The sequence below is a fragment of the Mesobacillus sp. AQ2 genome (genome assembly GCF_030122805.1).
In the GTDB taxonomy this organism is placed as follows: domain Bacteria; phylum Bacillota; class Bacilli; order Bacillales; family Cytobacillaceae; genus Mesobacillus; species Mesobacillus oceanisediminis_A.
This window is the reverse complement of sequence record NZ_CP126080.1, coordinates 2,683,454-2,704,474: the sequence shown is the minus strand read 5'-3', so window position 1 is coordinate 2,704,474 and position 21,021 is coordinate 2,683,454. Positions and strand designations below refer to the sequence as shown.

12 protein-coding genes, 1 pseudogene and 1 other annotated feature are annotated in these 21,021 nt (G+C 42.3%); of the genes and pseudogenes, 10 read left to right on the top strand and 3 right to left on the bottom strand.

Annotated features, from left to right (window positions below; genetic code table 11):
• Nucleotides 1-56 precede the first annotated feature (56 nt).
• Together QNH36_RS13505 and ppc are read left to right on the top strand one after the other, a co-directional pair.
• Nucleotides 57-9,161: a carboxypeptidase regulatory-like domain-containing protein gene (locus QNH36_RS13505; protein ID WP_283903649.1), complete on the top strand. Its 9,105-nt coding sequence runs from the start codon at nt 57-59 to the stop codon at nt 9,159-9,161.
• Nucleotides 9,162-9,403: 242 nt separating this feature from the next.
• Nucleotides 9,404-12,166, top strand: a complete 2,763-nt coding sequence (gene ppc / locus QNH36_RS13500) for a phosphoenolpyruvate carboxylase (RefSeq protein WP_283903648.1) — start codon at nt 9,404-9,406, stop codon at nt 12,164-12,166.
• A 67-nt stretch (nt 12,167-12,233) separates the two neighbouring features.
• Here ppc and QNH36_RS13495 read toward each other — a convergent pair whose 3' ends face one another.
• A complete protein-coding gene (locus tag QNH36_RS13495; protein WP_144480662.1) occupies nt 12,234-12,695 on the bottom strand; it encodes a hypothetical protein in 462 nt (153 codons plus the stop codon).
• A 121-nt stretch (nt 12,696-12,816) separates the two neighbouring features.
• Here QNH36_RS13495 and QNH36_RS13490 point away from each other — a divergent pair, with 121 nt between their 5' ends.
• The 3 genes from QNH36_RS13490 (at nt 12,817) to QNH36_RS13480 (ending at nt 14,155) form a co-directional block, all read left to right on the top strand.
• Nucleotides 12,817-13,098, top strand: coding sequence for a hypothetical protein (locus QNH36_RS13490; protein WP_251540330.1), 282 nt, complete (start codon nt 12,817-12,819; stop codon nt 13,096-13,098).
• Nucleotides 13,099-13,190: 92 nt separating this feature from the next.
• Nucleotides 13,191-13,760, top strand: coding sequence for a CBO0543 family protein (locus tag QNH36_RS13485; RefSeq protein WP_144480666.1), 570 nt, complete (start codon nt 13,191-13,193; stop codon nt 13,758-13,760).
• Nucleotides 13,761-13,825: 65 nt separating this feature from the next.
• Nucleotides 13,826-14,155: an MGMT family protein gene (locus tag QNH36_RS13480; RefSeq protein WP_251540329.1), complete on the top strand. Its 330-nt coding sequence runs from the start codon at nt 13,826-13,828 to the stop codon at nt 14,153-14,155.
• A 167-nt stretch (nt 14,156-14,322) separates the two neighbouring features.
• Here the strand turns inward: QNH36_RS13480 and QNH36_RS13475 are convergent, their stop codons facing one another.
• A complete protein-coding gene (locus QNH36_RS13475; protein WP_251540328.1) occupies nt 14,323-14,451 on the bottom strand; it encodes a DUF3231 family protein in 129 nt (42 codons plus the stop codon).
• Between the two features lie 25 nt (nt 14,452-14,476).
• On the opposite strand from QNH36_RS13475, the pseudogene QNH36_RS13470 reads away from it, so the two are divergent.
• Nucleotides 14,477-15,053 (top strand): annotated as a pseudogene (locus tag QNH36_RS13470) (RNA-guided endonuclease TnpB family protein); the annotation flags it as partial.
• A 150-nt stretch (nt 15,054-15,203) separates the two neighbouring features.
• On the opposite strand, the gene QNH36_RS13465 reads toward QNH36_RS13470, so the two are convergent.
• Entirely contained in the window at nt 15,204-16,097 is an 894-nt protein-coding gene (locus QNH36_RS13465) for a LysR family transcriptional regulator (protein ID WP_144480670.1), read from the bottom strand.
• Nucleotides 16,098-16,370: 273 nt separating this feature from the next.
• Between QNH36_RS13465 and QNH36_RS13460 the strand changes: the two genes are divergently transcribed.
• The 4 genes from QNH36_RS13460 to QNH36_RS13445 all read left to right on the top strand — a co-directional run bounded on the left by QNH36_RS13460 (nt 16,371) and on the right by QNH36_RS13445 (nt 20,992).
• Nucleotides 16,371-17,585, top strand: coding sequence for an NAD(P)-dependent malic enzyme (locus QNH36_RS13460; protein ID WP_251540326.1), 1,215 nt, complete (start codon nt 16,371-16,373; stop codon nt 17,583-17,585).
• A 144-nt stretch (nt 17,586-17,729) separates the two neighbouring features.
• A complete protein-coding gene (locus QNH36_RS13455; RefSeq protein WP_251540324.1) occupies nt 17,730-18,032 on the top strand; it encodes a hypothetical protein in 303 nt (100 codons plus the stop codon).
• Nucleotides 18,033-18,317: 285 nt separating this feature from the next.
• Nucleotides 18,318-18,538: a binding site (T-box leader), on the top strand.
• 91 nt (nt 18,539-18,629) lie between these two features.
• Entirely contained in the window at nt 18,630-19,748 is a 1,119-nt protein-coding gene (proB, locus tag QNH36_RS13450; RefSeq protein ID WP_251540322.1) for a glutamate 5-kinase, read from the top strand.
• Nucleotides 19,748-20,992, top strand: coding sequence for a glutamate-5-semialdehyde dehydrogenase (locus QNH36_RS13445; RefSeq protein WP_251540320.1), 1,245 nt, complete (start codon nt 19,748-19,750; stop codon nt 20,990-20,992). Before proB ends, QNH36_RS13445 begins: the two co-directional genes overlap by 1 nt.
• Nucleotides 20,993-21,021 lie beyond the last annotated feature (29 nt).

The following is a 21,021-nucleotide window of genomic DNA, read 5'->3' as shown; positions in this document are numbered from 1 at the left end:
TTACAAAATTTTGCAGTATTTCTTCGGTAATTAAATTTTCAGGGGGTGCAAGAAACTTGGGAAGATTATCGAAGCAAAAGACTGCTAGAAAGCTCTGGGCGGTAATACTGGCATTCATAATGGTATTTTCGACTTTTTCATCACAGCTAGCCATTGCTGCATCACAGAAGCCAGCTAGTTTTTCAAAAGAAGAACTCGTACTGGAGAAAAAACGGGAAAAAGAATATGAATCAGGCAATACAGGAGAGAATGAAACTAAGTCAGCAGACCATAAAGAGCTGACGAACCTGTTAGATGGACTGGGCATTGAACCGCCACCATTGAAAGGTGATAAACAAACAGCTGCTGAAAAGGAAAAGGATGCTGTTCTCCTTAAAGCCTTTGAAAGGGAGCAAGTAATTGATGTCATCATCAGGATGAAGGACCAACCTGATCTCAATAAGATTTATCCCCAGGTAAAAGAAAAGAAAAACCGGGCAGAAAAAATAAAATCAATTCAAGACCACCTCAAAGAAAAAGCGGACAATTCCCAAAAGGGATTACAACAGGCACTATCAGCAATGGAGACAAAGGGAAAAGCCAAAAAGAAAGAGACTCTATGGATTATCAATGGAATAACCGCTTCCGTCACAAAGGAAGCTCTGGATGAACTGAAAAAACGTGAAGATATTGCGGAAATCTCCCTTGATGAAACCCTCAGCTTACCTGAGGTGACTGTGGAAGAGTCTCCCCCGCGACTGCCTGAATGGGGACTCGAAAAAATCTATGCTCCTAAAGTGTGGGGACAATACGGGTTAAAAGGAAAAGGGATTGTTGTTGGTATCATGGATTCCGGAGTAGATGGAAACCACGAAGCTCTAAAGAAAAATTACCGCGGTCGGGACGGAAACGGTCAGTATTCCTGGATTGACCTGTCAGGTCAGGGGTATAAAACGCCAAATGACGGATTTGGCCATGGAACGCACGTAGCGGGTACTGCCGTTGGCGGAGGAGACGGAGAGCCGATCGGCGTAGCACCTGAAGCTGAATGGATTGCCGCCAAAATTTTCAACGACGGCGGTTCGACAACACTATCAGCCATCCATCAGGCATTCCAATGGTTCATGGCTCCAGGCGGGGACCCTTCAAAGGCTCCGGATGTGGTCAATAATTCATGGGGGAATGCCAATACTTATAATCTCGAATTTTATGAAGATGTCAAAGCATGGGTATCAGCAGGGATATTCCCAGCTTTCGCAGCTGGAAACGATGGCCCTGGCTCACAAACAATCGGTTCACCGGGAAGTTTTCCGGAAACTTTCGCGGTCGGGGCAACGGATATTTATGATCAAACAGCTTATTTCTCAAGTCGGGGTCCGGTTTTTTGGAAGGATGAGAATGGAAATGAGCATAGACTTATCAAACCGGATATCTCTGCGCCTGGCCACAAGATCTATTCAGCATGGCCATCCAAGCGAAATGAAGGAAAATACAATACAATCAGCGGTACTTCGATGGCCACTCCTCATGTCACAGGGGCAGTCGCGCTTTTATTGCAGGCGAATCCCAGCCTGACAGTCGACCAGATAAAAGAAACACTTAAACAGACTGTCAGAGTTGAACCGCATATGGGTACTCTGCCCAATGATTCCTATGGCAGCGGAATCATCAATATTTATCAGGCTGTCACCGAAACAGCCTTTGCGGGTGAACTTGCCGGAAAGCTTACAGACAAGGCTGGAAAGCCAATACCAGGGAAACTTGAGGTTGCAGAAGAAGGGCTGTCCTATGACATTGGCAAAGATGGAACTTTCAAGTTCAAAATCAGGGAAGGCAGCCATAAGGTTAAGGTCACTTCCTTTGGCTATAAGGATTTGCAATTCACAATACAGCTGAAGAAGGGCGAAACAGAATCTGTGAACTGGGTATTGGAGAATGCAGATACTTTTAGTGTAAAAGGAAATGTATCAATTGAGGACGGGGAAACAATCCCTTTTGCCTTTGTAAGGGTAAAAGGAACTCCTCTATCCACTTATCGAACGGATGCAAGCGGAAAGTTTGAGGTCAAGAATCTGCCAGCAGGAAAGTATGTTCTGCAGATTTCGGGTGAAGGAATAACTGGCCTGGCAAAGGAGATAGAAGTCAGCAAGGATCTCTCTCTTGAACTGAAGGTCAAAGCGAACGCCACACTGACAAAAAAAGAATGGAGTATGGCGAATGGGAATATGCACAGGAATGCAGTATCCGGAAATGCCATAGACCTGGATGCGCTTGTTGAAGGATGGAACTACGATACAGGAGGTAAAGGAAAAATTTTATTTTCCACTCCTGCAACAGCCAAAGGGAAATTGATTCTGGTTACCGACAGCGGGTCTGTTATTGCAGTGGATGCTGTAACCGGAATAGAGCTATGGACAGTGAAAATTGGAAGCTCGAATAGGTCTTCACCAACGATAGAAGGAGACAAAGTCTATCTTTCAGGCGGGCAGGACGGAAAGATGTATGCACTCGATTTAAAATCAGGCAGCATTGTATGGACTGCAAACACAGGTGCAATAGGAGTCTATGAATCTCCTTTATACATTGATGGGACACTGTTTGTTGCTTCCGATCTTGGAGATCAAGCAAAGCTGATTGCGTTGAATGCTGAAACAGGCAAAAAGAAATGGATCGTCGAACTTGGAGGCCCTGCCTATTTCGGGCCAAGTGCAGGCGACGGGATGCTATTTATCGGCAGCTATGATAATCAAAAACTAAGAGCTCTTCGTGTAGAAGACGGAAGCGAAGTATGGAGCAAAACTCTTGTAAATGAAGGAATTGCATCCAAGCCGGTATACGATAAAGGAACACTATATGTTGCAGGTACCAATTTCAATACAGAAGGCGGCACACTTTATGCCCTTGATGCGAAAACGGGCGAAGAAAAGTGGAAAGCAGGCGGAATTGGAGATACTCAGGCTGGGTCTCCAATCGTCTATGAAAATATCGTTGTGATCGGTTCAGCTGTACAGCCTGCATTGCGCGCTTTTGACTCGAATACTGGCGAGGAACTCTGGAACAACCGGGCTGTCGGAACGACGCTGAACAATGGTTCTGTATCTGCTAATGGGCTTCTGTTTTTTGCAGGCACAAGCGGAAACCTATCTGTCATTGATGTGTATACCGGTGAAAGATTGAAGGATTTCAGCCTTCCAGTTTACAGTACTTCTGGTATACCGATCCTGCCAGGACAAATTTTCGTGCCTTACCAGAACGGTGTTCAAAGTTACAATTCACCAGCTTCTGTAAAAGGGACATTGAAAGATACAGGTGGGAATGCCATTAAAGGTACTGTTACTGTTGCCGAAACAGGAAATTCTATTGAAACAGATAAAAATGGAGAATTTCTGCTAAAACAGACTCCGGGAGATTATACGATCCGGATTTCATCTTACGGCAAAAAGCAAATTACCGAACAAGTTGGGTTATCTTCCGGGTATGTTTTAACAAAAGACTATGAACTTGAAGATGCAGCAAAAGGGTCAATCTCCATCCTGGTAAAAGACCAGCGAACTGGCAAGCCTGTAGAGGGAGCAGGGATTGAATTGAAGGGCTCACCAGTGAAAGGTCAAACAGACAGCAAAGGGTTATTTTCAGTTGAAGAAGTGTTTGAAGGAACCTTCACTGTGTCGATTTCTATGAAAGGATTTAAGGCTGGCAGCAAGGAAATCGTTGTAAAAGCCGGTGAAAATGCGGATATGACATTCGAATTGCAGCCAATTGATATTGCGGTCTTGAATGATTACAAGAGCGAAATCACCACCATGCTGAACGTTAATGGGTATACAGCTGAAGAGCGGGAATGGGACGTGATTGAGGAGATCGGCCGTTATAAAGTGATTTACTTGAATGGAGGCTATGGTTCAGATGGAATCAAGCCAACAGAGGCACAGTTTAAAGATTTAGTCGATAAAGCAGAAGCGAATGATGTCAGCATCATCTTCACCGACCAGTGGGGCTCAAATTATGGGTCCATTCATCATTTGAAAGACTTCTATAATAATCCTAAAGAGCTGGGCCATGATTATGATGTTGGGGAAATCAGAATCCAGGTTGAAGCTGAACATCCTATTTTCAAAGGATACAAAGCGGGGGACAGAATCAATGTGTTAGAAAGGAACGCTGATTTTGCCTGGTTCAACGATTATTCTGGAAGGACAATTGGAAAAATCGGAAGCACCGATCAGGGTTTTGTCGGGGCGGGTATCGCTTATAATGCTGTCTCCGAAGACAGTGCCCATTTATTGTTGTCAAGTCATGCTACAGTTCCGTGGAAATCATCGAAAGCATGGCTGCGAGGACAGCAGCAAATTTTGTTCAATAGCATTGACTACCTGTATAACGTGAAATATGGAAAGGTCACTGGTAAAATAACCAATTCATCCGGACAGCCTATTGAAGCATCTATCGAAGTATTGGAAACTGGCGTAAAAGCGGAAACTGACGAAAACGGAAGCTTTACCATTTTTCATGATGAAGGAACCTTTAAGCTGGAAGTGCGTTCGAAGGGATTGGGATCCAAGTCAGAGACAATCACAGTAGCCAATGAATCCCCAGCAACTGTTCAAATCGCACTTGGTGAATCAGAAAAAGGTGATCTGGAAGGCAGTGTCAAGGATTCAGTATCTGGCATGGAGCTTTCCGACGTCCTTGTTTCTGTGAAAAACCAGGCGGGAGAAATAGTAGAACAAGTACAGACCGCAACGAATGGACGTTATAAAATATCAGGATTAGCGGAAGAGGTATTTGAAATTACTTTCAGCAAGGAAGGATACATCACGAATAAGCAAAGCATTGATGTAGCACGTCATACTGGAGATTTGGATATCAAAATCATCCCTATGCCATCTGTCGGAGTTGTAGGTGACTACTATTCAACAGATAAAAACTTTAAGGCATTATTTAAAGAAATCGGGGTTGAAGTCAGGGATGTACAGCCTGCAGATTTAATTGAAAAGATGAATGAGTTTGATGTTATTTTCTTCAATGATCCGAGTTCATCAGCTTTAAACGATGAGATGTTTGCTGCTGCCGACAAAGCACAGACCAGCCTGATCTTTGGTGATGCGGTATGGGGTGGCGGAATCAAGCAGCTCGTGAGTTACAGGAATGATCCAAAAGAGCTGAAAACAATAAGGAAAACGACAGAAGCGGCTCAATATAAAGTTCTCGAAGAGCATCCTGTCTTCAATGGAGCAAAGGAAGAAGAATTGGTTGAAATCCTGTCCCCGGCTGCCAGCTATATCGGATATTTCAAGGACTACAGCGGTTATCCTCTGGCTGAAATCAAGCATGAAGGTTCTGATGTCCCTCATGGTCTTGGCATGGCTTATAAGCCACGGTCGGCCGGAAGTGCAGAATTGCTGATGAGCGGCCATGGTTTTGGTTATTATCATGGAGCGAAAGACTACACCGAGGAAGGAAAGCAGCTTTTGATCAACTCGGTATTATGGGCAGCCAATGTCGAGTATCCCGTAATCAGCGGGAAGGTTGTCGATGAACAAGGCAATCCATTGAAAGCGGATATCAAAGTAAAGGGACAGCCGTTCCAGACCCAGTCAAGCAACGAGGATGGGGGCTTCACGATCGCTATACTGCCAGGGGAATACGAAATTGAAATCAGTGCCTATGGGTATGGTGCAAGAACAGTGAAGGCTAGTGCAGAAGTGGATAGTGAACCAAAGGAAGTTATTCTTTCTCCAGCTGAGAATGTCGGAGTGATTTCTGGAACAGTTGAAGATTCCATGGATGGAAATGCGCTAGAGGGTGCCAAGGTAACCATCCTCGGAAAACCAAGAGAAGCAGTGACAAATTTGCAGGGACAATATGTTATCACCAAAGTTGAGCCGGGAGATTACACAGCAAGGATTGAAAAGGATGGATATGTACGCCAGGATGTCAGCCTGAAGGTGACTGATAAACAAAAAGTTTCCCTGAGTGTGAAATTACGTCCTTCACCAACAATAGGAGTGATCGTGGACCTGACTGCTTCGGGAACATCGTATAAGCAGTATCTTGAGGAAAGAGGTTACAAGGTGTTGTACCTCAATTATCAGGATATAGAAAAATTGGATGAGGTGGATGTTGTTTTCGCCAACTCGGATTATGCACCGAGCCTCGTCCCGTCAAAAGAGGATTTCCTCGCATTCCAAAAAGCCCTGGATGAAAAGCGTAAATCGGTCATTTGGACTGGCCAGGCTGGCGGAAGAGGTTCCATTCGCTATTTGCAGGAATTCAACCAAGATCCAAAGACAATCTTTGAACATAATAACAAAGCCGGAGCACAAGGGGTTGTACTTGAAGACCATCCATTGACAACAGGATTCAACACAGGGGATATTATCGAGATTCCAGGAAAATCGGGTTACTATTATGGCTTTGACGGTTATTCAGGTAAAACTGTCGTAGACTTCTCGCATACAGCAACCGGAGAAAAGGGCAGCATGGTCGCATACAAGGGCAGAACAATCGATTCAGTCGAAATCCTGCTCGCCAATATGACAATCAGCCATGTTTTCAAGCCGAATGATTCCTTTGACCCTGCAAGGGAGCGTCTCTTGAATAATGCACTGAACTGGGCACTCGACGAAAAAGACGCCCTTGTCGGGGAACTCCTGGGTACTGTCCAGAATGAGAATGGACCAGTCATGGCGTCGATCAAAGTAAAAGAAACGGGCAAAACTTATCAGACAGATGATAAAGGGAATTTCTTCGCCGCATTTGAGGAAGGAACTTATTCTCTGACTGTGGAAGCTTTTGGTCACGAATCAAAAGATTTTACCATCACAATTTCCAATGGTCAGGCAGTGACTGAAGCTTTCGCCATCAAACCTGTCAATTCCGGTATTCTGGCAGGTAAAATAGTTGATGCATCTACTAAAGAAGAGATTGCCGGGGCAAATGTCGAGGTAATTGGCACACCAGTGACCGTGAAGACAAATGAGGAAGGGAATTATCAGACGACACTGCCTGCAGGAACTTATGAAGTTAGAGTGATTGCGACAGGCTATAGCCCGATTTACCAGTCAGTCGAAATTACAGAAGGGCAGCAAACTGATTTTAATGCCTCTCTTATTGAATCCGAGAAGATTGCTATTCTTGCCAATCCTACTCAGAAGGATAGAATCATGCCGTTCCTTGAGACAAATGGTTATGATATTGAATTCTATCCATATAAGGAATACGAACGGTTGATAGAGAATATGCAAAATTATAAAGCAGTCATTGTCAATGACACTTACATGAATGAAGACCGCTTCAAGGCTATGGTTGAGAAGGCGAACGAAAATGAAGTCAGCATGATTTTCACTGCGAATTATGGAGGGACAATTGGTGATCTTAGCAACGCTTACGGTGATCCGGAATCCCTTGAAAGAAGTTACGTTGATAGAGAAATCAGTTTGAAAGTGGCAGAAGATCATCCTATCCTGAAAGGTTTCAATAAAGGGGATGAGGTCCAGCTCCTTGTAAATCCAAAAGGTGTTGTGCAGTACTCGGTGTATTCAAATTATAGTGGAACAACGCTTGCATCTCTGACGAATCCGAATAAGGGGGAGCTGGGAAGCACGATTGGCTATAAGTTCAGTTCATCGAATAGTGTCCACATCCTGCTTTCTGCACTACAAATTAGTGCATATGGCCACCCGAACGATCGCTGGACTGAAAATGCTAAAAAAGTATACTTGAATGCGATTGATTATGCGTTGACAGCAAGCCAGGGAGAGATTACTGGGGAAGTCAAGGACAGTCAAGGGAAGCCGATTGCAGGAGCTTTTGTCACCATTGAGGGAACCAGCCACAAAACGACAACTAATAAAGCTGGCCAGTATAAATTTGGCATTGGTGTTGGTGAGTATAACTTAAAAGTCCAGGCAAGAGGCTTTAAAGAACAGACCAAGGAAGCGAAAGTCGAAGATGTGGGAAGCAGGGTTGAGCTGCACTTTACCCTTGAAGCAATTGATGGATCAGAATTGAAGGGTGCCATTACATCCAAGAAAAGCAAGAAACCGATAGCTGATGCACAATTGATTTTGATTCCGAAAGATGAGCCGGACTTTAAGACCGAAAGCTCCGCCAAGGATGATGGAACCTATCTATTTAAAGATTTATTGCCTGGTGACTATACTCTGCAGGTAACTGTCGATGGTTACCTCAAGGAAAGTTTCGAGTTCACTATAGGCTCAGATGATTTGGAATTTAACCTGGAATTGAATCCATTTGAAGCAGCCGTGCTTGGAGATGTAAACGGAGCACTGTCAAAGCTGCTGAATGAACAAAAATTGTATGCAGAAGAAAAAGGCTGGGACATCCTCGGAAATGTCGAGAAATATGAGATCATCCTGGTCAATACGAGCAAAGGTACTAGAGAACAGTTCCAACAGCTGATAGAAGAAAGCGATGAACATAAAACCAGCTTGGTGTTCACAGGAACATGGGGTGTCGATGAAGGTTCCATTCCAGTGCTCAACGAGTTAGTGGGAAGTCCTGAAATCGATCAGCAAGGGTATAATGAAGGCGCTGTTTATATCGATGGAGTGGATGGACACCCAATTTTTGATGGCATTAGTTTTGATGAGGACGGTCTGGTCAAAATCCATACCGCAAAAAGTCCATACTCAACTTTCAAAAATTACTCAGGTGTACCACTCTCGAGCTTATATATCGATAGTGAAAGAAAAGGTAATTCGATTGAGTTTGAATTCAGAAGCAAGGAGCATATGCATTTGCTGATGTCTTCATTTGCGGTCACCAATATGATCGGACCTGATTATGGATGGACGAAGAATGGGCGAAAATTATTCGTAAATGCATTGCGCTGGTCGAAGGATGCAGAGCAGGAAATCCCTGAAGAACCATTATGGGATCAAGAAGAAATGATGGTGAAAGGAGAACCTGCCTTGGTAAAGGGTACAGCAACCAATGGCACCTCTGTGAATATCTACGAAAAGCGCGGAAACGAAATCTTCCTGATTGATTCTGTTAAAACTGGACGTGACGGAATCTTCCAGGCAGAACTGAATTTGGATAATGGTATCCATACTTTGATTGCAGAAACTGAAAACTACGCAGGTAAAACGAAGGCAATAAAGGCAATGAAATTGATTGTGACCGGGAAACCTGAGAAAAAAGACAAAGCAAGCTGACAGCAAAACTTATAATTTAAAGACCAATTCATATTGGCTCCCTTTCTGGGGGAGCCTTTTCTTTTTGAAAAGAGCATTTAAGGGTACTATGATAATGTAATACTTAAACTGAAAATTAAGGATTTTGAGCATCAAATTTTTTAATCCATTTTCAGTCCATATGCTTATCATTTCACAAACTGGGTACTTTTGTGATAGATTAATATTTAAAATATTCTCACAAGTTTTAGGAAGGTGACAAAATGACATCAGGAATTGAAGTAAATGACAGCAGTTTGCCATTGCGCCGGGATGTGAAAATGCTTGGAAACATCCTTGGTGACATACTTGTCTATCATGGCGGAGTGGAATTGTTTGAAAAAGTAGAAAAGATCAGGGCAATGTGTAAAACACTCAGAAATCAAAATGACCCTGAAACATACACGGCTTTAAAAACGGAAATTGCAGGATTGTCTGTTCCGATGAGAAAAAATATCATTCGCGCGTTTTCAGTCTATTTCCATTTAATCAATGCAGCAGAACAAAACCATCGGATCCGCAGACGCCGCGACTATCTGCTCGATTCGGACATAAGCACACAGCCAGGTTCAATAGAAGCAGCCATCCTTTCACTAAAAGACAATTATATATCCTCCGATATTATTCAAAATGTCATCAATGCCATATCGTTGGAATTAATCATCACAGCCCACCCTACAGAAGCTACTAAGCGCTCTATCCTTGAAATACAGAAAAGGATTGCGGATATCCTTAAAAGCCTTGATAATCCGCTGTTATCCCGGAAAGAGCGTGAGAAGGTAGAGGAAAGCTTATTCAATGAGGTTTCTGTCCTGTGGCAGACAGATGAACTGAGAGACCGCAAACCGACAGTCATTGATGAAGTCAGGAATGGACTATATTATTTTGACAAGACATTGTTCGATGTCCTGCCTGAAATCCATCAAGAGGTGGAAACTAGTTTGAAAGAACATTATCCGGAACATGAATGGAAAGTCCCTCATTTCCTGCGCTTTGGATCTTGGATTGGCGGTGACAGGGATGGGAATCCAAATGTCACACCTGAGGTCACATGGGAAACATTGCAAAGACAAAGACGCCTTGTGTTAAAAAAATACAAAGCTGTATTAGTTGATTTGATGAAACGATTCAGCCATTCAACTACAAGAGCAGCTGTAAGTGAAGAATTACTGGAATCCGTCAAACGGGATGAAGAAAAATACCTTGCCGACGATCAAAAATGGAATGTTGAAGGCGAGGTGTACCGCCGGAAATTCGCGGTCATTATTCAAAGGCTTAAGGAAGCAGGCAGATCAGAGATTGGCTACAAAGCATCAGAAGAATTACTCGATGACCTTCTTGTCATAAAACGAAGCATTTATCAGCATCACCCGGTACATCATGAACTGAAAACATTACAAAAATTGATCAGACAAGTACAACTATTCGGATTCCATCTTGCCACGCTTGATATACGAAACCACAGCGGGGAACATGAAGCGGCAATCGCCGAAATATTGAAAAAGGTGGGGATCACTCAAGATTATTCAGCACTATCAGAAGAGGGAAAACAGGAACTGCTTGTCAAGCTTCTGGAAAACCCAAGACCACTGCTGCTGCTTCACGAGGATTACTCAAAAGAAACACAGGAAATGATCGAGGTATTCCAGATGATCAAGCGGGCGCATCAAGAATTCGGCAAACGTTCAATTTCCGTTTATCTAGTGAGTATGACGCAATCTGCGAGTGATTTGCTAGAGGTACTTATACTGGCAAAAGAAGCAGGTATATACAGGCTCCATGCTGACGGAACCCTGGAATCTGATCTTAATGTCGCTCCGCTTCTTGAAACAATCGATGATTTGACAGCCGGTCCAAAAATTATGGAAACATTATTCAATCTGCCATTATACCGCAATCACTTAAATAAAATGGGAGATCAGCAGGAAATCATGCTGGGATACTCAGATGGAAGCAAGGATGGCGGAACTTTGACAGCAAACTGGAAACTTTACAAAGCCCAGCTTGAGATTAATGAAATGGCAAAGAGATATAACATTGCTCTCAAGTTCTTCCATGGTCGAGGGGGGTCACTAGGACGGGGAGGCGGACCTTTGCATAGAAGCCTTCTTTCACAGCCGGTCGAGACACTTGGACAGGGCGTGAAAATCACCGAACAAGGGGAAGTTCTCTCATCCCGTTATCTTTTGAAAGACATCGCTTATAGAAGTCTTGAGCAGGCTACTTCGACAATGATGAAGGCGGCAGCCAATGTGTTGAAGGAATCAGAACAGGGGCATGTCCGCGATAAAAGATGGGTAGATGCGATTGAAGAAATTTCTGCTGTTTCGTTAAAGAAATATCAGTCCCTGGTATTTGAGGATCCCGATTTCCTAGTTTATTTCAATCAGGCGACCCCGCTGAAAGAGCTTGCGGAGCTTAATATCGGTTCGAGGCCAATGAGCCGTAAAAACAGCAGCAAATTCGAAAATTTGCGTGCTATTCCATGGGTATTCGCCTGGACACAGAGCAGGCAACTGTTCCCGGCATGGTATGCAGCTGGATCAGGCCTGCAGAGCTTTGCGCAGGAAAATTCGGGAAATCTGAAGCTATTGCAGGAAATGTACGCTGAATGGCCATTCTTCCGCAGTACGATTGATAATCTGCAGATGGCTTTGATGAAAGCGGATATCACCACTGCCCAGGAATATACTTCCTTAGTTGAGGACAAATCCATTGCCGACCGTATCTTCAGCAATATCCTGGAGGAATATGAACGGACAAGGAACATTCTTCTCCAAATTTCGGAGGATGAAGAGCTGCTTGACCATACACCGAACATCAAAGATTCTGTCCATAGGCGAAATCCGTATGTCGATCCACTAAACTTCATTCAAGTGGAATTGATTAAAGAACTTCGCAAGGATGAAAATCCGGATGATGAATTATTGACACAGGTTTTATTGACAATCAGTGGCGTTGCCGCTGGTTTAAGGAATACTGGTTGACAGGATGACCCGCCGATTGGCGGGTCTCTTTAGTTATTAGTAAAAAACTGGATGGGTTTTTTAAGGTTCAAAATGGCAGTTTCATTTGCCTTTCCATGGTCATTTGCGTTAAAATTTCATGATTAAGAGTCTTAGCCATCTTCATCGTAAGATTAAGGATTTTACGGATGCCTTCTTTGTGGCCGTTTTTGATGGCAAGGTTATCGCAATGAATTTCACTATCAATGCTGACTTGCTGCTCGGGGACCGGATGTTCAATATGCCCAATTTCATGCCAGATGATTGCTTCCTTTATGTCATTGTCAATACAGAAAGAGGGATAGTCGTATACAACGATGAACCAATCACACTCATCTTCATAAGATCGATAAAAGAGGGTCAGAACCCGGGGATCGATATCCCATAAATCAAGCCACTTTCCATTTTTGAATCCAAATACCTTCAAGATGGCTTCCTTATTTTCGATGATTGCGATTCTTCCATAGGCATTGTACTTCTCATGTTCCAAAAATTCGCCAATGCACTTCAAAAAAATCCTCCCTTTTCTATAATACCTTGTTAATATTGTTAAATATATTAGTCGATCCTAATCAACATGCGTAAAATAAAAAGGGCAGGGAAAATGAAAATGTGAAAGGGGGAAGCTGTGTATGCTTTGTTCACATGGTTATTTGAAAGTGAATCGAAGAATAGTGGATAATGAGCAAATTTATGAAGAGAATGAACAGTTCATCACAATGTATCATGATCGAATAACCACAGCTTCTGATATTTTTTACCTCCATGATATCCTTGATATTACCTTTAAAAATATGTCAGGAATGAAAGGATTCCTTTATCTCCATACCACAAGAGGGGTGTATTCCTTTTATACAAATGCCAAGCCGGACCGGCTGATTAGGGCTTATAAAGAAATAAAACATCAAAGTTAACTGCTTACATATAAAACAGCATAAAATCACACCCTATATACAAAGGGTGTGATTTTATGCTTTCTTCCATTATTTGTGCAGCAGGAGAACCGTTGAATAAATATCTTATTGTTTTAGGCACCATCTCGCTGCAGGAAGTATTGGATGCCGAGGCAAAATATCATAAGATATTAAGGGCATATTGGCACGAGAATAATTTTTTGACATATGAATGGTGGTTCCTTGTTGTCCTTTCCATTGTTCCGGCTATTATCTGGTGGATGAAGGTCGATAAAACAAGACTGATTGAAAATACTTCATTTGGTCTTTTTTATGGAGTCACAGCCATCTTCCTGGATTCAATTGGCACCAATGCCATGGTGTGGACATATCCAGTCAGGCTGACTCCATATTTAAATCCGCAGTTATATCCCTATGATGTTGGAGTTGTCATCATACCTTTCATGCTCGTATATCAAAGGTTCAGCAGTTCGTTTAAGAAATTTTTCATCGCAACTGGACTGTTATCTCTTTTCCTGGCATTTATGGCAGAGCCATTTATGGTCCATCTTGGAATTTATAAAGAATTCACATGGAAACATATATATAGCTTCCCAATTTACTGGTTATTGGGATTGATGTGCTGGGCAATCATTAAAAAATTCAAATCATATTCCACATAATCGAAAACCCTGGCTCTTGAGCCAGGGTTTTTCATGGTATATTGTTGTGAGAAGGATGTGGCACAATGACGCAGTTTACAAAAAATGTGATTAATATCATTAAAAATATTCCATCTGGAAAAGTCATGACATATGGCCAAATCGCAAAAGCCGCTGGAAGCCCAAGAGCAGCAAGACAGGTTGTCAGAATCCTGCATTCCATGTCAGAAAAATATAACTTGCCATGGCATAGAGTCATTAATTCCAAAGGGGAAATTGGTTTCAAGGATGAGGAGATGTTTCAAACCCAGAAATCTTTGCTAATCTCAGAAGGTGTTCAATTTAAGTCTGATCGAGCAATTTCCCTTCTTGTTTATTTATGGGATATAGATTGGGAATTTGGTGAACAACCTTGAGGGAAAATTAAGTATTCCTTATCCATTTATAAAGGCAGCGAATGGATATTATTTACAATCCAATGCGGCAACATTAGGGTGAAGAATAAACAGGGCATAAAAAGCCGTCATATTAACAGCAAAGCCCCCAAAAAGGTCTAAATACCCATCGGGGGTCTTAATCTAAATTAACTTTTGGTAAGATCCTTTCGGTCAACTGATAAGGGTGGCTGCTCAAGCCATTCGTTCGCAATCATGATATTAATACCATCTTCTGAATATTTGAGGACCTCTGCATTCACTCGGGAATAATCCACGACGAGGTCACTCCTTTGGCTTTCCGCGATTCTGGCAGATGGGACAAGGTACAGAAACAACCGTTATTTTAAGTCGTTAGAGCAAAAGTTAGCAAAAGCCCAACAGATCCTGTCAAGGCGAATCATCGGCTCTGGTAATTGGAATAAACAACGAAAAAAGGTTTCCCGAATTCACGAAATGATTGAAAACAAACGGACAGATTTCCTACATAAGACCTCTACGGATATCATCAAAAACCACGATCTTATCGGAATAAAGATTCTGCAAGTATCAAACATGATGAAAAATAAGAAGACAGCTGGGTCTATCGCGGATGTGTCTTGGTATCAATTCAAAACGATGCTAAAATACAAGGCTGAATGAATGGTACGGCAAGACAGTAGTGGAAGTGAGTAAAACCTTCCCTAGCTCTCAGCCGTGTTCGAGCTGCGGTTATAAAAATAAGGATGTTAAAGATCAAGGTTTGCGTGAATGGACCTTTATATGTGGTGTGCATCACGACCGCGATATTAATGCAGGGTTAAATCTCAAATACGAAGCCATAAGACTTCTAACCGGGGCTAGCCTAATCCATAACTGGCGGTTACGATGGTGTTCTTAGGAATCCCCCGCTTCAACGGTTCGCAAGAGCAGTTAAGTGGCGGGTAGTTCAACATATATAGTCGATTTCTTTTAAACACAGGTAATGAAGACGGTGCCGCCAGGAGACCCTGCTGTAAATAGGGGGGCTGCCCGTCTGCCTTCGCTTTGATTAGCTTTCCAGCTCAAGATATTGCCGGGAGGTAGTTATAAATTCACGGACAGTAAAGGGTAAGTATTTATTTTTTTTCCAAATCATCCCCAGCTCTAGATTAACATTTGATTGAACAAGAGGAATGACAGCAATTTCATCATTGCTTATATTTTTGCAAATTTTACTAGGCAATAGTGCTATTCCCATTTTTCCCTCGACCATTCCAAGCAGGAAATCCTTTTGTGAACTTTCACAGACGATATTGGGCTGGAAGTGATTCTTGGAACACTCCTCAATGATTAGGTCATAAAGCGTGAAGTCTTTCCGGTATAGTATAAACGGCTCATTATCCAATTCAGAGAAGTGCACCTCTTTTTTTAAAGCTAATCCATGGTCCCGATGGACAATTAACATCAAAGGATCCTTTATTACATTTATGATTTCAAAGCTGCTGTTAGGGGCAGGCAATGTGCAAATCAGACCTATATCCAAAGTTCCTTCCTCTACACCCAGCTTTATTTTCTTGGTCCCTACTTCTGTTAAAGTTATTTTCACTAGAGGATATTTCTCTTTATATTGGCTTATGAACTTTGAAAAGAAGGCAGCACCCACAATAGGAGGAATGCCGATTCTTATTTCCCCGCTTTTCAGTTCCATAATGTCAGTTAACTCAAGTGTGAGGTTTTTGAATGCCTGTAAAACTTCCTTTGCATTAATTAATACCGCTTTTCCTGCATCCGTTAATTCCAGCTGCTTTGAGGAACGGTAAAATAAAGGAACACCCAATTCTCCCTCTAAATTTTTAATTGCCTTGCTGATTGAAGGCTGGGTTACATGCAATGTTTGTGAAGCTTTCGTGAAGCTTAAATGCTTCGCTACCTCTGTAAAGTACTCCAAATGACGAATGTCCATAAATCTTCCCTCCCTTGAAAATGGATTAATGTTTTATTGTTTTTTTATAATATTCTAACATTTTAAATGATAATACCTCATTGAGTCTACTGTGTGAACCTGCTGTTTCTATTGTGAGTAACTGCTTTATAGCTAAAAAGCATAAAGGATATAGATTATATGTATTTCATTTATAACTGCAACCCATTATATAATGAACTAAATTTATCAGGTGCATTGTAAAATCTGAATACAGAAAATTAAAAATTTTCTGCAGGAAAAGGAGATGTAAAGATGAGCAATTTACAAAAAGAGGCGCTTTTCATTCACGAGAAGTTCAAAGGAAAGTTGTCGGTAGAAGTAAAAATGCCATTAAATAGCATGAAGGATTTAAGCTTGGCATATTCCCCTGGGGTGGCTGAACCGTGCAAGCAGATCTATGATCAACCAGAAAAAGTCTATGATTATACCATCAAAGGCAATTTAATCGCAGTTGTTTCTGACGGAACATCGGTCTTGGGTTTAGGCGATATTGGCCCCGAGGCGGCAATGCCAGTAATGGAAGGGAAGTCTGCCCTATTCAAGTCGTTCGCAGGGATTGATGCCGTTCCTATTTGCCTGGATACGAAAGACCCTGAAGAAATCATTAAAACAGTAAAGCTGCTGCAGCCAGCCTTTGGAGGAATCAATTTGGAGGATATCGCATCACCCAATTGTTTTTACATCGAGGAACGGCTGAAAAAAGAAATGAATATCCCGGTATTCCATGATGATCAGCATGGAACCGCAATCGTAACAGCAGCGGGGTTGATTAACTCTTTGAAGCTTGTAGATAAAAAAATCGATGAAATAAAAGTAGTTATCAATGGAGCAGGTGCTGCAGGGATTGCCATCGTAAAGCTTTTAATCACAATGGGTGTAAACGATATTATTATGTGTGATACAAGGGGCGCAATCTATGAAGGCAGACAGGAAGGCATGAATCCGCTGAAAGAATCCATCTCAAGGATTACCAACCACCGCAAACTTAAAGGACAGCTGGCAGATGTGATTGTTAATGCCGATGTTTTCATTGGAGTTTCCTCCGCCGGTGCCATGACTAAGGAAATGGTAGAAACAATGGCTGGCGAGGCAATCATTTTTGCCATGGCCAACCCGGTGCCTGAGATTATGCCTGAAGAAGCAAAGGCTGCCGGAGCGAGGGTAGTTGGAACAGGTCGTTCTGATTTGCCTAACCAGGTAAATAATGTCCTTGCGTTCCCTGGTATTTTCAGAGGAGCTTTGGATGTTTTGGCTACCGATATAAATGACGAGATGAAGGCTGCAGCTGTTAAAGCAATTGCAGGTTTAATTCAGAGTGAGGAGCTAGAAGAGGATTATGTGATACCAGCGCCATTAGACAGCAGAGTCGTTCCTGCAGTAAGAGAAGCGGTGGCGAAGGCTGCCTGGGAAACAGGTGTAGCGCGCAAAGAGGTTTTATCCAATCAGTTGGTCAATACCCAGCAATAAATCACTTTATTTCTGTAGAGATTGTTTCCTAAACAGACTAGTGTTCAGTTTTGCAAGTTGGATTTATCAGTGACGAAGGCATTCCAGATCAATCGGCGGTATTTTGACGGAATTTAAATTATGTTGAATGAGAGAGTGATTAAGTTGAGAATTTATGAAGTGCTTGACACAAAGGAAATGCTTCGTTGCGAATTTATCGAAAACTATCATGTCTTATACGAGAAAATTGAACTTAGAGACTATGAGATTAAAGATGATTGCTTATTAGAAAAGGGCTGCACTATACAAAAATATATTACTATTTTTAAAGGCAGTTCGTTTTCTTCTCTAATGAAAATCAAAGCATATCCGATTCAAGTGGTGGATATCATTGAAATTCGAAAGATGGTTGCAAATGACTTCCCTGAACTATTCAAAAATGTTCAATTTTCCCCCAAAGCTGTTTAAATAAGGCCAGTATCCTAAAATTTGTAGTTCTCACAATGAATTCAAAATTTTCAAGAAGCAACAGCAAAATCAATACTTAAACAGCTTTAACTAAAAAAATTGGATTTGTCCCCTTTAAGTTGTTCAGTTTTTCTGTACAGAAGGAATGTAACTTGAGGGGGAATTTTTACTGGTAATAAGGATCAGTAATTTTTGCAGGTTGATTGATTGACGAGAAAGTTTTTATTGACATAAAATCCTGTGTCATACATAATGTCTAATAAACTGAAAATTTAAATATAATCGTCAACAGTAATGACAGGGAACCAGTAAATAGAAATCAGGCAATAGAGAGTAGGATTCACCGGCTGAAAGATCTTACAGCCTGCAAAGCTATTGAACCTATCCCTTGAACTGTCAGGAAAACCTGACCGGCTTCCGCCGTTTCCGGAACATGAAGTCGGGCACTTGTATGATAAGTGCCAAAGAAGGTGGTACCGCGAAAGACAAGCTCTTCCGTCCTTTTATCAAGGGATAGGAGGGCTTTTTTTTATTCATCAAAAGATCATAGGCTTTTTAATTATTGTTGAACCAATAACAAAAAGAAGGTGGCAGCATATGAAAAGAAAGAGGATTGTCGTAAAGATTGGAAGCAGTTCACTGACAAACTTGAATGGCGGGCTTTGTATCGATATGCTGCGCGAACATGTAGATGCGCTGGCGCGCTTGAAGAAGCTTGGCCATGAAGTGATTTTGATTTCATCAGGAGCCGTTGCCGCCGGTTTTGGCGACCTCGGGTATTCATCCCGGCCTGTAACCATTGCCGGGAAGCAGGCAGCTGCAGCAGTAGGGCAGGGCCATCTTCTCAAGGGATATACAGAGGAATTGAAAAAATATGGACTTGTTGCCGCACAACTGCTGCTTACACGGCAAAATTTCCTTCATAAAGAACAGTATCAGAATGCATATGCAACAATATCCGAACTACTAAAACGAAATGTGCTTCCAATCATAAATGAAAATGATTCCGTATCGATTGAGGAGCTGGCATTCGGTGATAATGACTTGCTTTCCGCATTGGTGAGCGGCCTCATTCATGCAAATCATTTAATAATCTTGACAGATATCAATGGAATATATGATCAAAATCCCAGGACCAATCCAGATGCCAAAAAGTTCAACTACCTTGCGAAAATTCCGGATGAATTATTCGAAAGTGCATCAGGAGCGGGTTCAAAAGTCGGGACGGGAGGAATGAAAACAAAGCTTGAAGCTGCACGGACTGCAACGGCATTGGGAGTTCAGGTTTTTATTGGCTCTGGTACTGGAGCGGAGAAACTGGTAGAGATTCTGGATGGGAAAGGGGATGGCACCTATATTGGATGTACTTCTCATGCAAGCCTGAAAACATCGAAGCAATGGCTGGCACTGCATTCGATTCCAAGAGGAAAGGTTGAGGTGGACAAGGGGGCAGTTCAGGCCATTTTAAAACATGGTAAAAGTCTCCTTCCGGCTGGGATAACAAATATTATTGGCAGCTTTATGGTTAACGATGTCGTGGAGATAGTTGGCCCCAATGGCGAATTAGTAGGGAGAGGACAGGTCAATTTTTCATCAAGGGAGCTAGGCGAAATTAAAGGGTTATCAAGTTCAGAGGCGATGGCCATTGTCAACAGTGATAGAAGCGTTGTTATCCACCGTGATCACTGGGTCAGCCAGCGAAAGGAGAAGAATTAATGAGTGCAATCGAATTGATTCAAAAAGGGGAAAAAGCAAAAAAAGCAGCTGCGTTAATGGGAAAAAAGACAACAGAACAGAAAAATTCAGCTCTAATACTCATTTCCAGCCAGCTGATCAAGGAAAAGGAATTTATCCTTGCAGAAAATAAAAAAGATCTGGCTGCCGGGACAGATAATGGGATGAGTGAATCAGTTTTGGATCGGCTTAGGTTGGATGCGGCGAGGCTTGAAGATATGGCGGAAGCCTTAATATCGTTAACACAGCTAAAGGACCCAGTTGGTGAAGTATTGGAGCAATGGGAACGGCAAAATGGCCTTTTAATTTCACAGACGCGCGTCCCGCTCGGGGTTATTGGCATGATCTATGAGGCGCGCCCGAATGTGACGGTTGATGCATCAAGCCTTTGTTTGAAAACTGGTAATTCTGTGCTTCTGCGCGGAAGTTCAACAGCGATCAAATCAAACAAAGCCATTGTCCAGGTAATCCATCGAGCGCTTGAGAAGAGCGATTTGCCTGTTGATGCAGTTCAGCTTGTTGAAGATACAAGCAGGGACACTGCATCTGAAATGTTCAAGTTGAACCGCTACCTCGATGTACTGATTCCCCGAGGCGGTGCGAAACTGATCAAAACGGTTGTGGAAAACTCTACTGTTCCTGTATTGGAAACGGGTGCGGGTAACTGTCACGTGTTTATCGATCAATCAGCTGACAGAAATATGGCAATCAATATTTCTATGAATGCGAAAACACAGCGTCCGTCTGTTTGTAATGCGTGTGAAACAATCCTTGTCCATGAAGAGTGGGCAGCCATGCATCTGCCCAAACTGGTAGAGACCCTGCAGGACAAAGGGGTAATCATTCACGGTGATGAAATGGTTCCCGGGAGAGCAATCATTCCAGCCACTGAGCAAGACTGGTCGACAGAATATTTGGGATTGGAAGTAGCCATAAAAGTAGTTGGCAGCATAGATGAAGCCATTTCGCATATTAACGGGTATGGGACAAAGCATTCTGAAGTGATTGTTTCTTCCGACCCTGAAAATGTATACAGGTTTTTACAGGAAGTGGATGCTGCTGCAGTTTACCACAACGCTTCAACTAGATTCACAGATGGATATGAATTTGGATTTGGGGCTGAAATTGGAATCAGTACACAAAAGCTTCATGCACGGGGGCCAATGGGGCTGCAGGCCTTGACTTCAACCAAATATATAATTAAGGGTAACGGACAAGTGAAATAATCAACGATCATGTTTTACATAAATAAAAG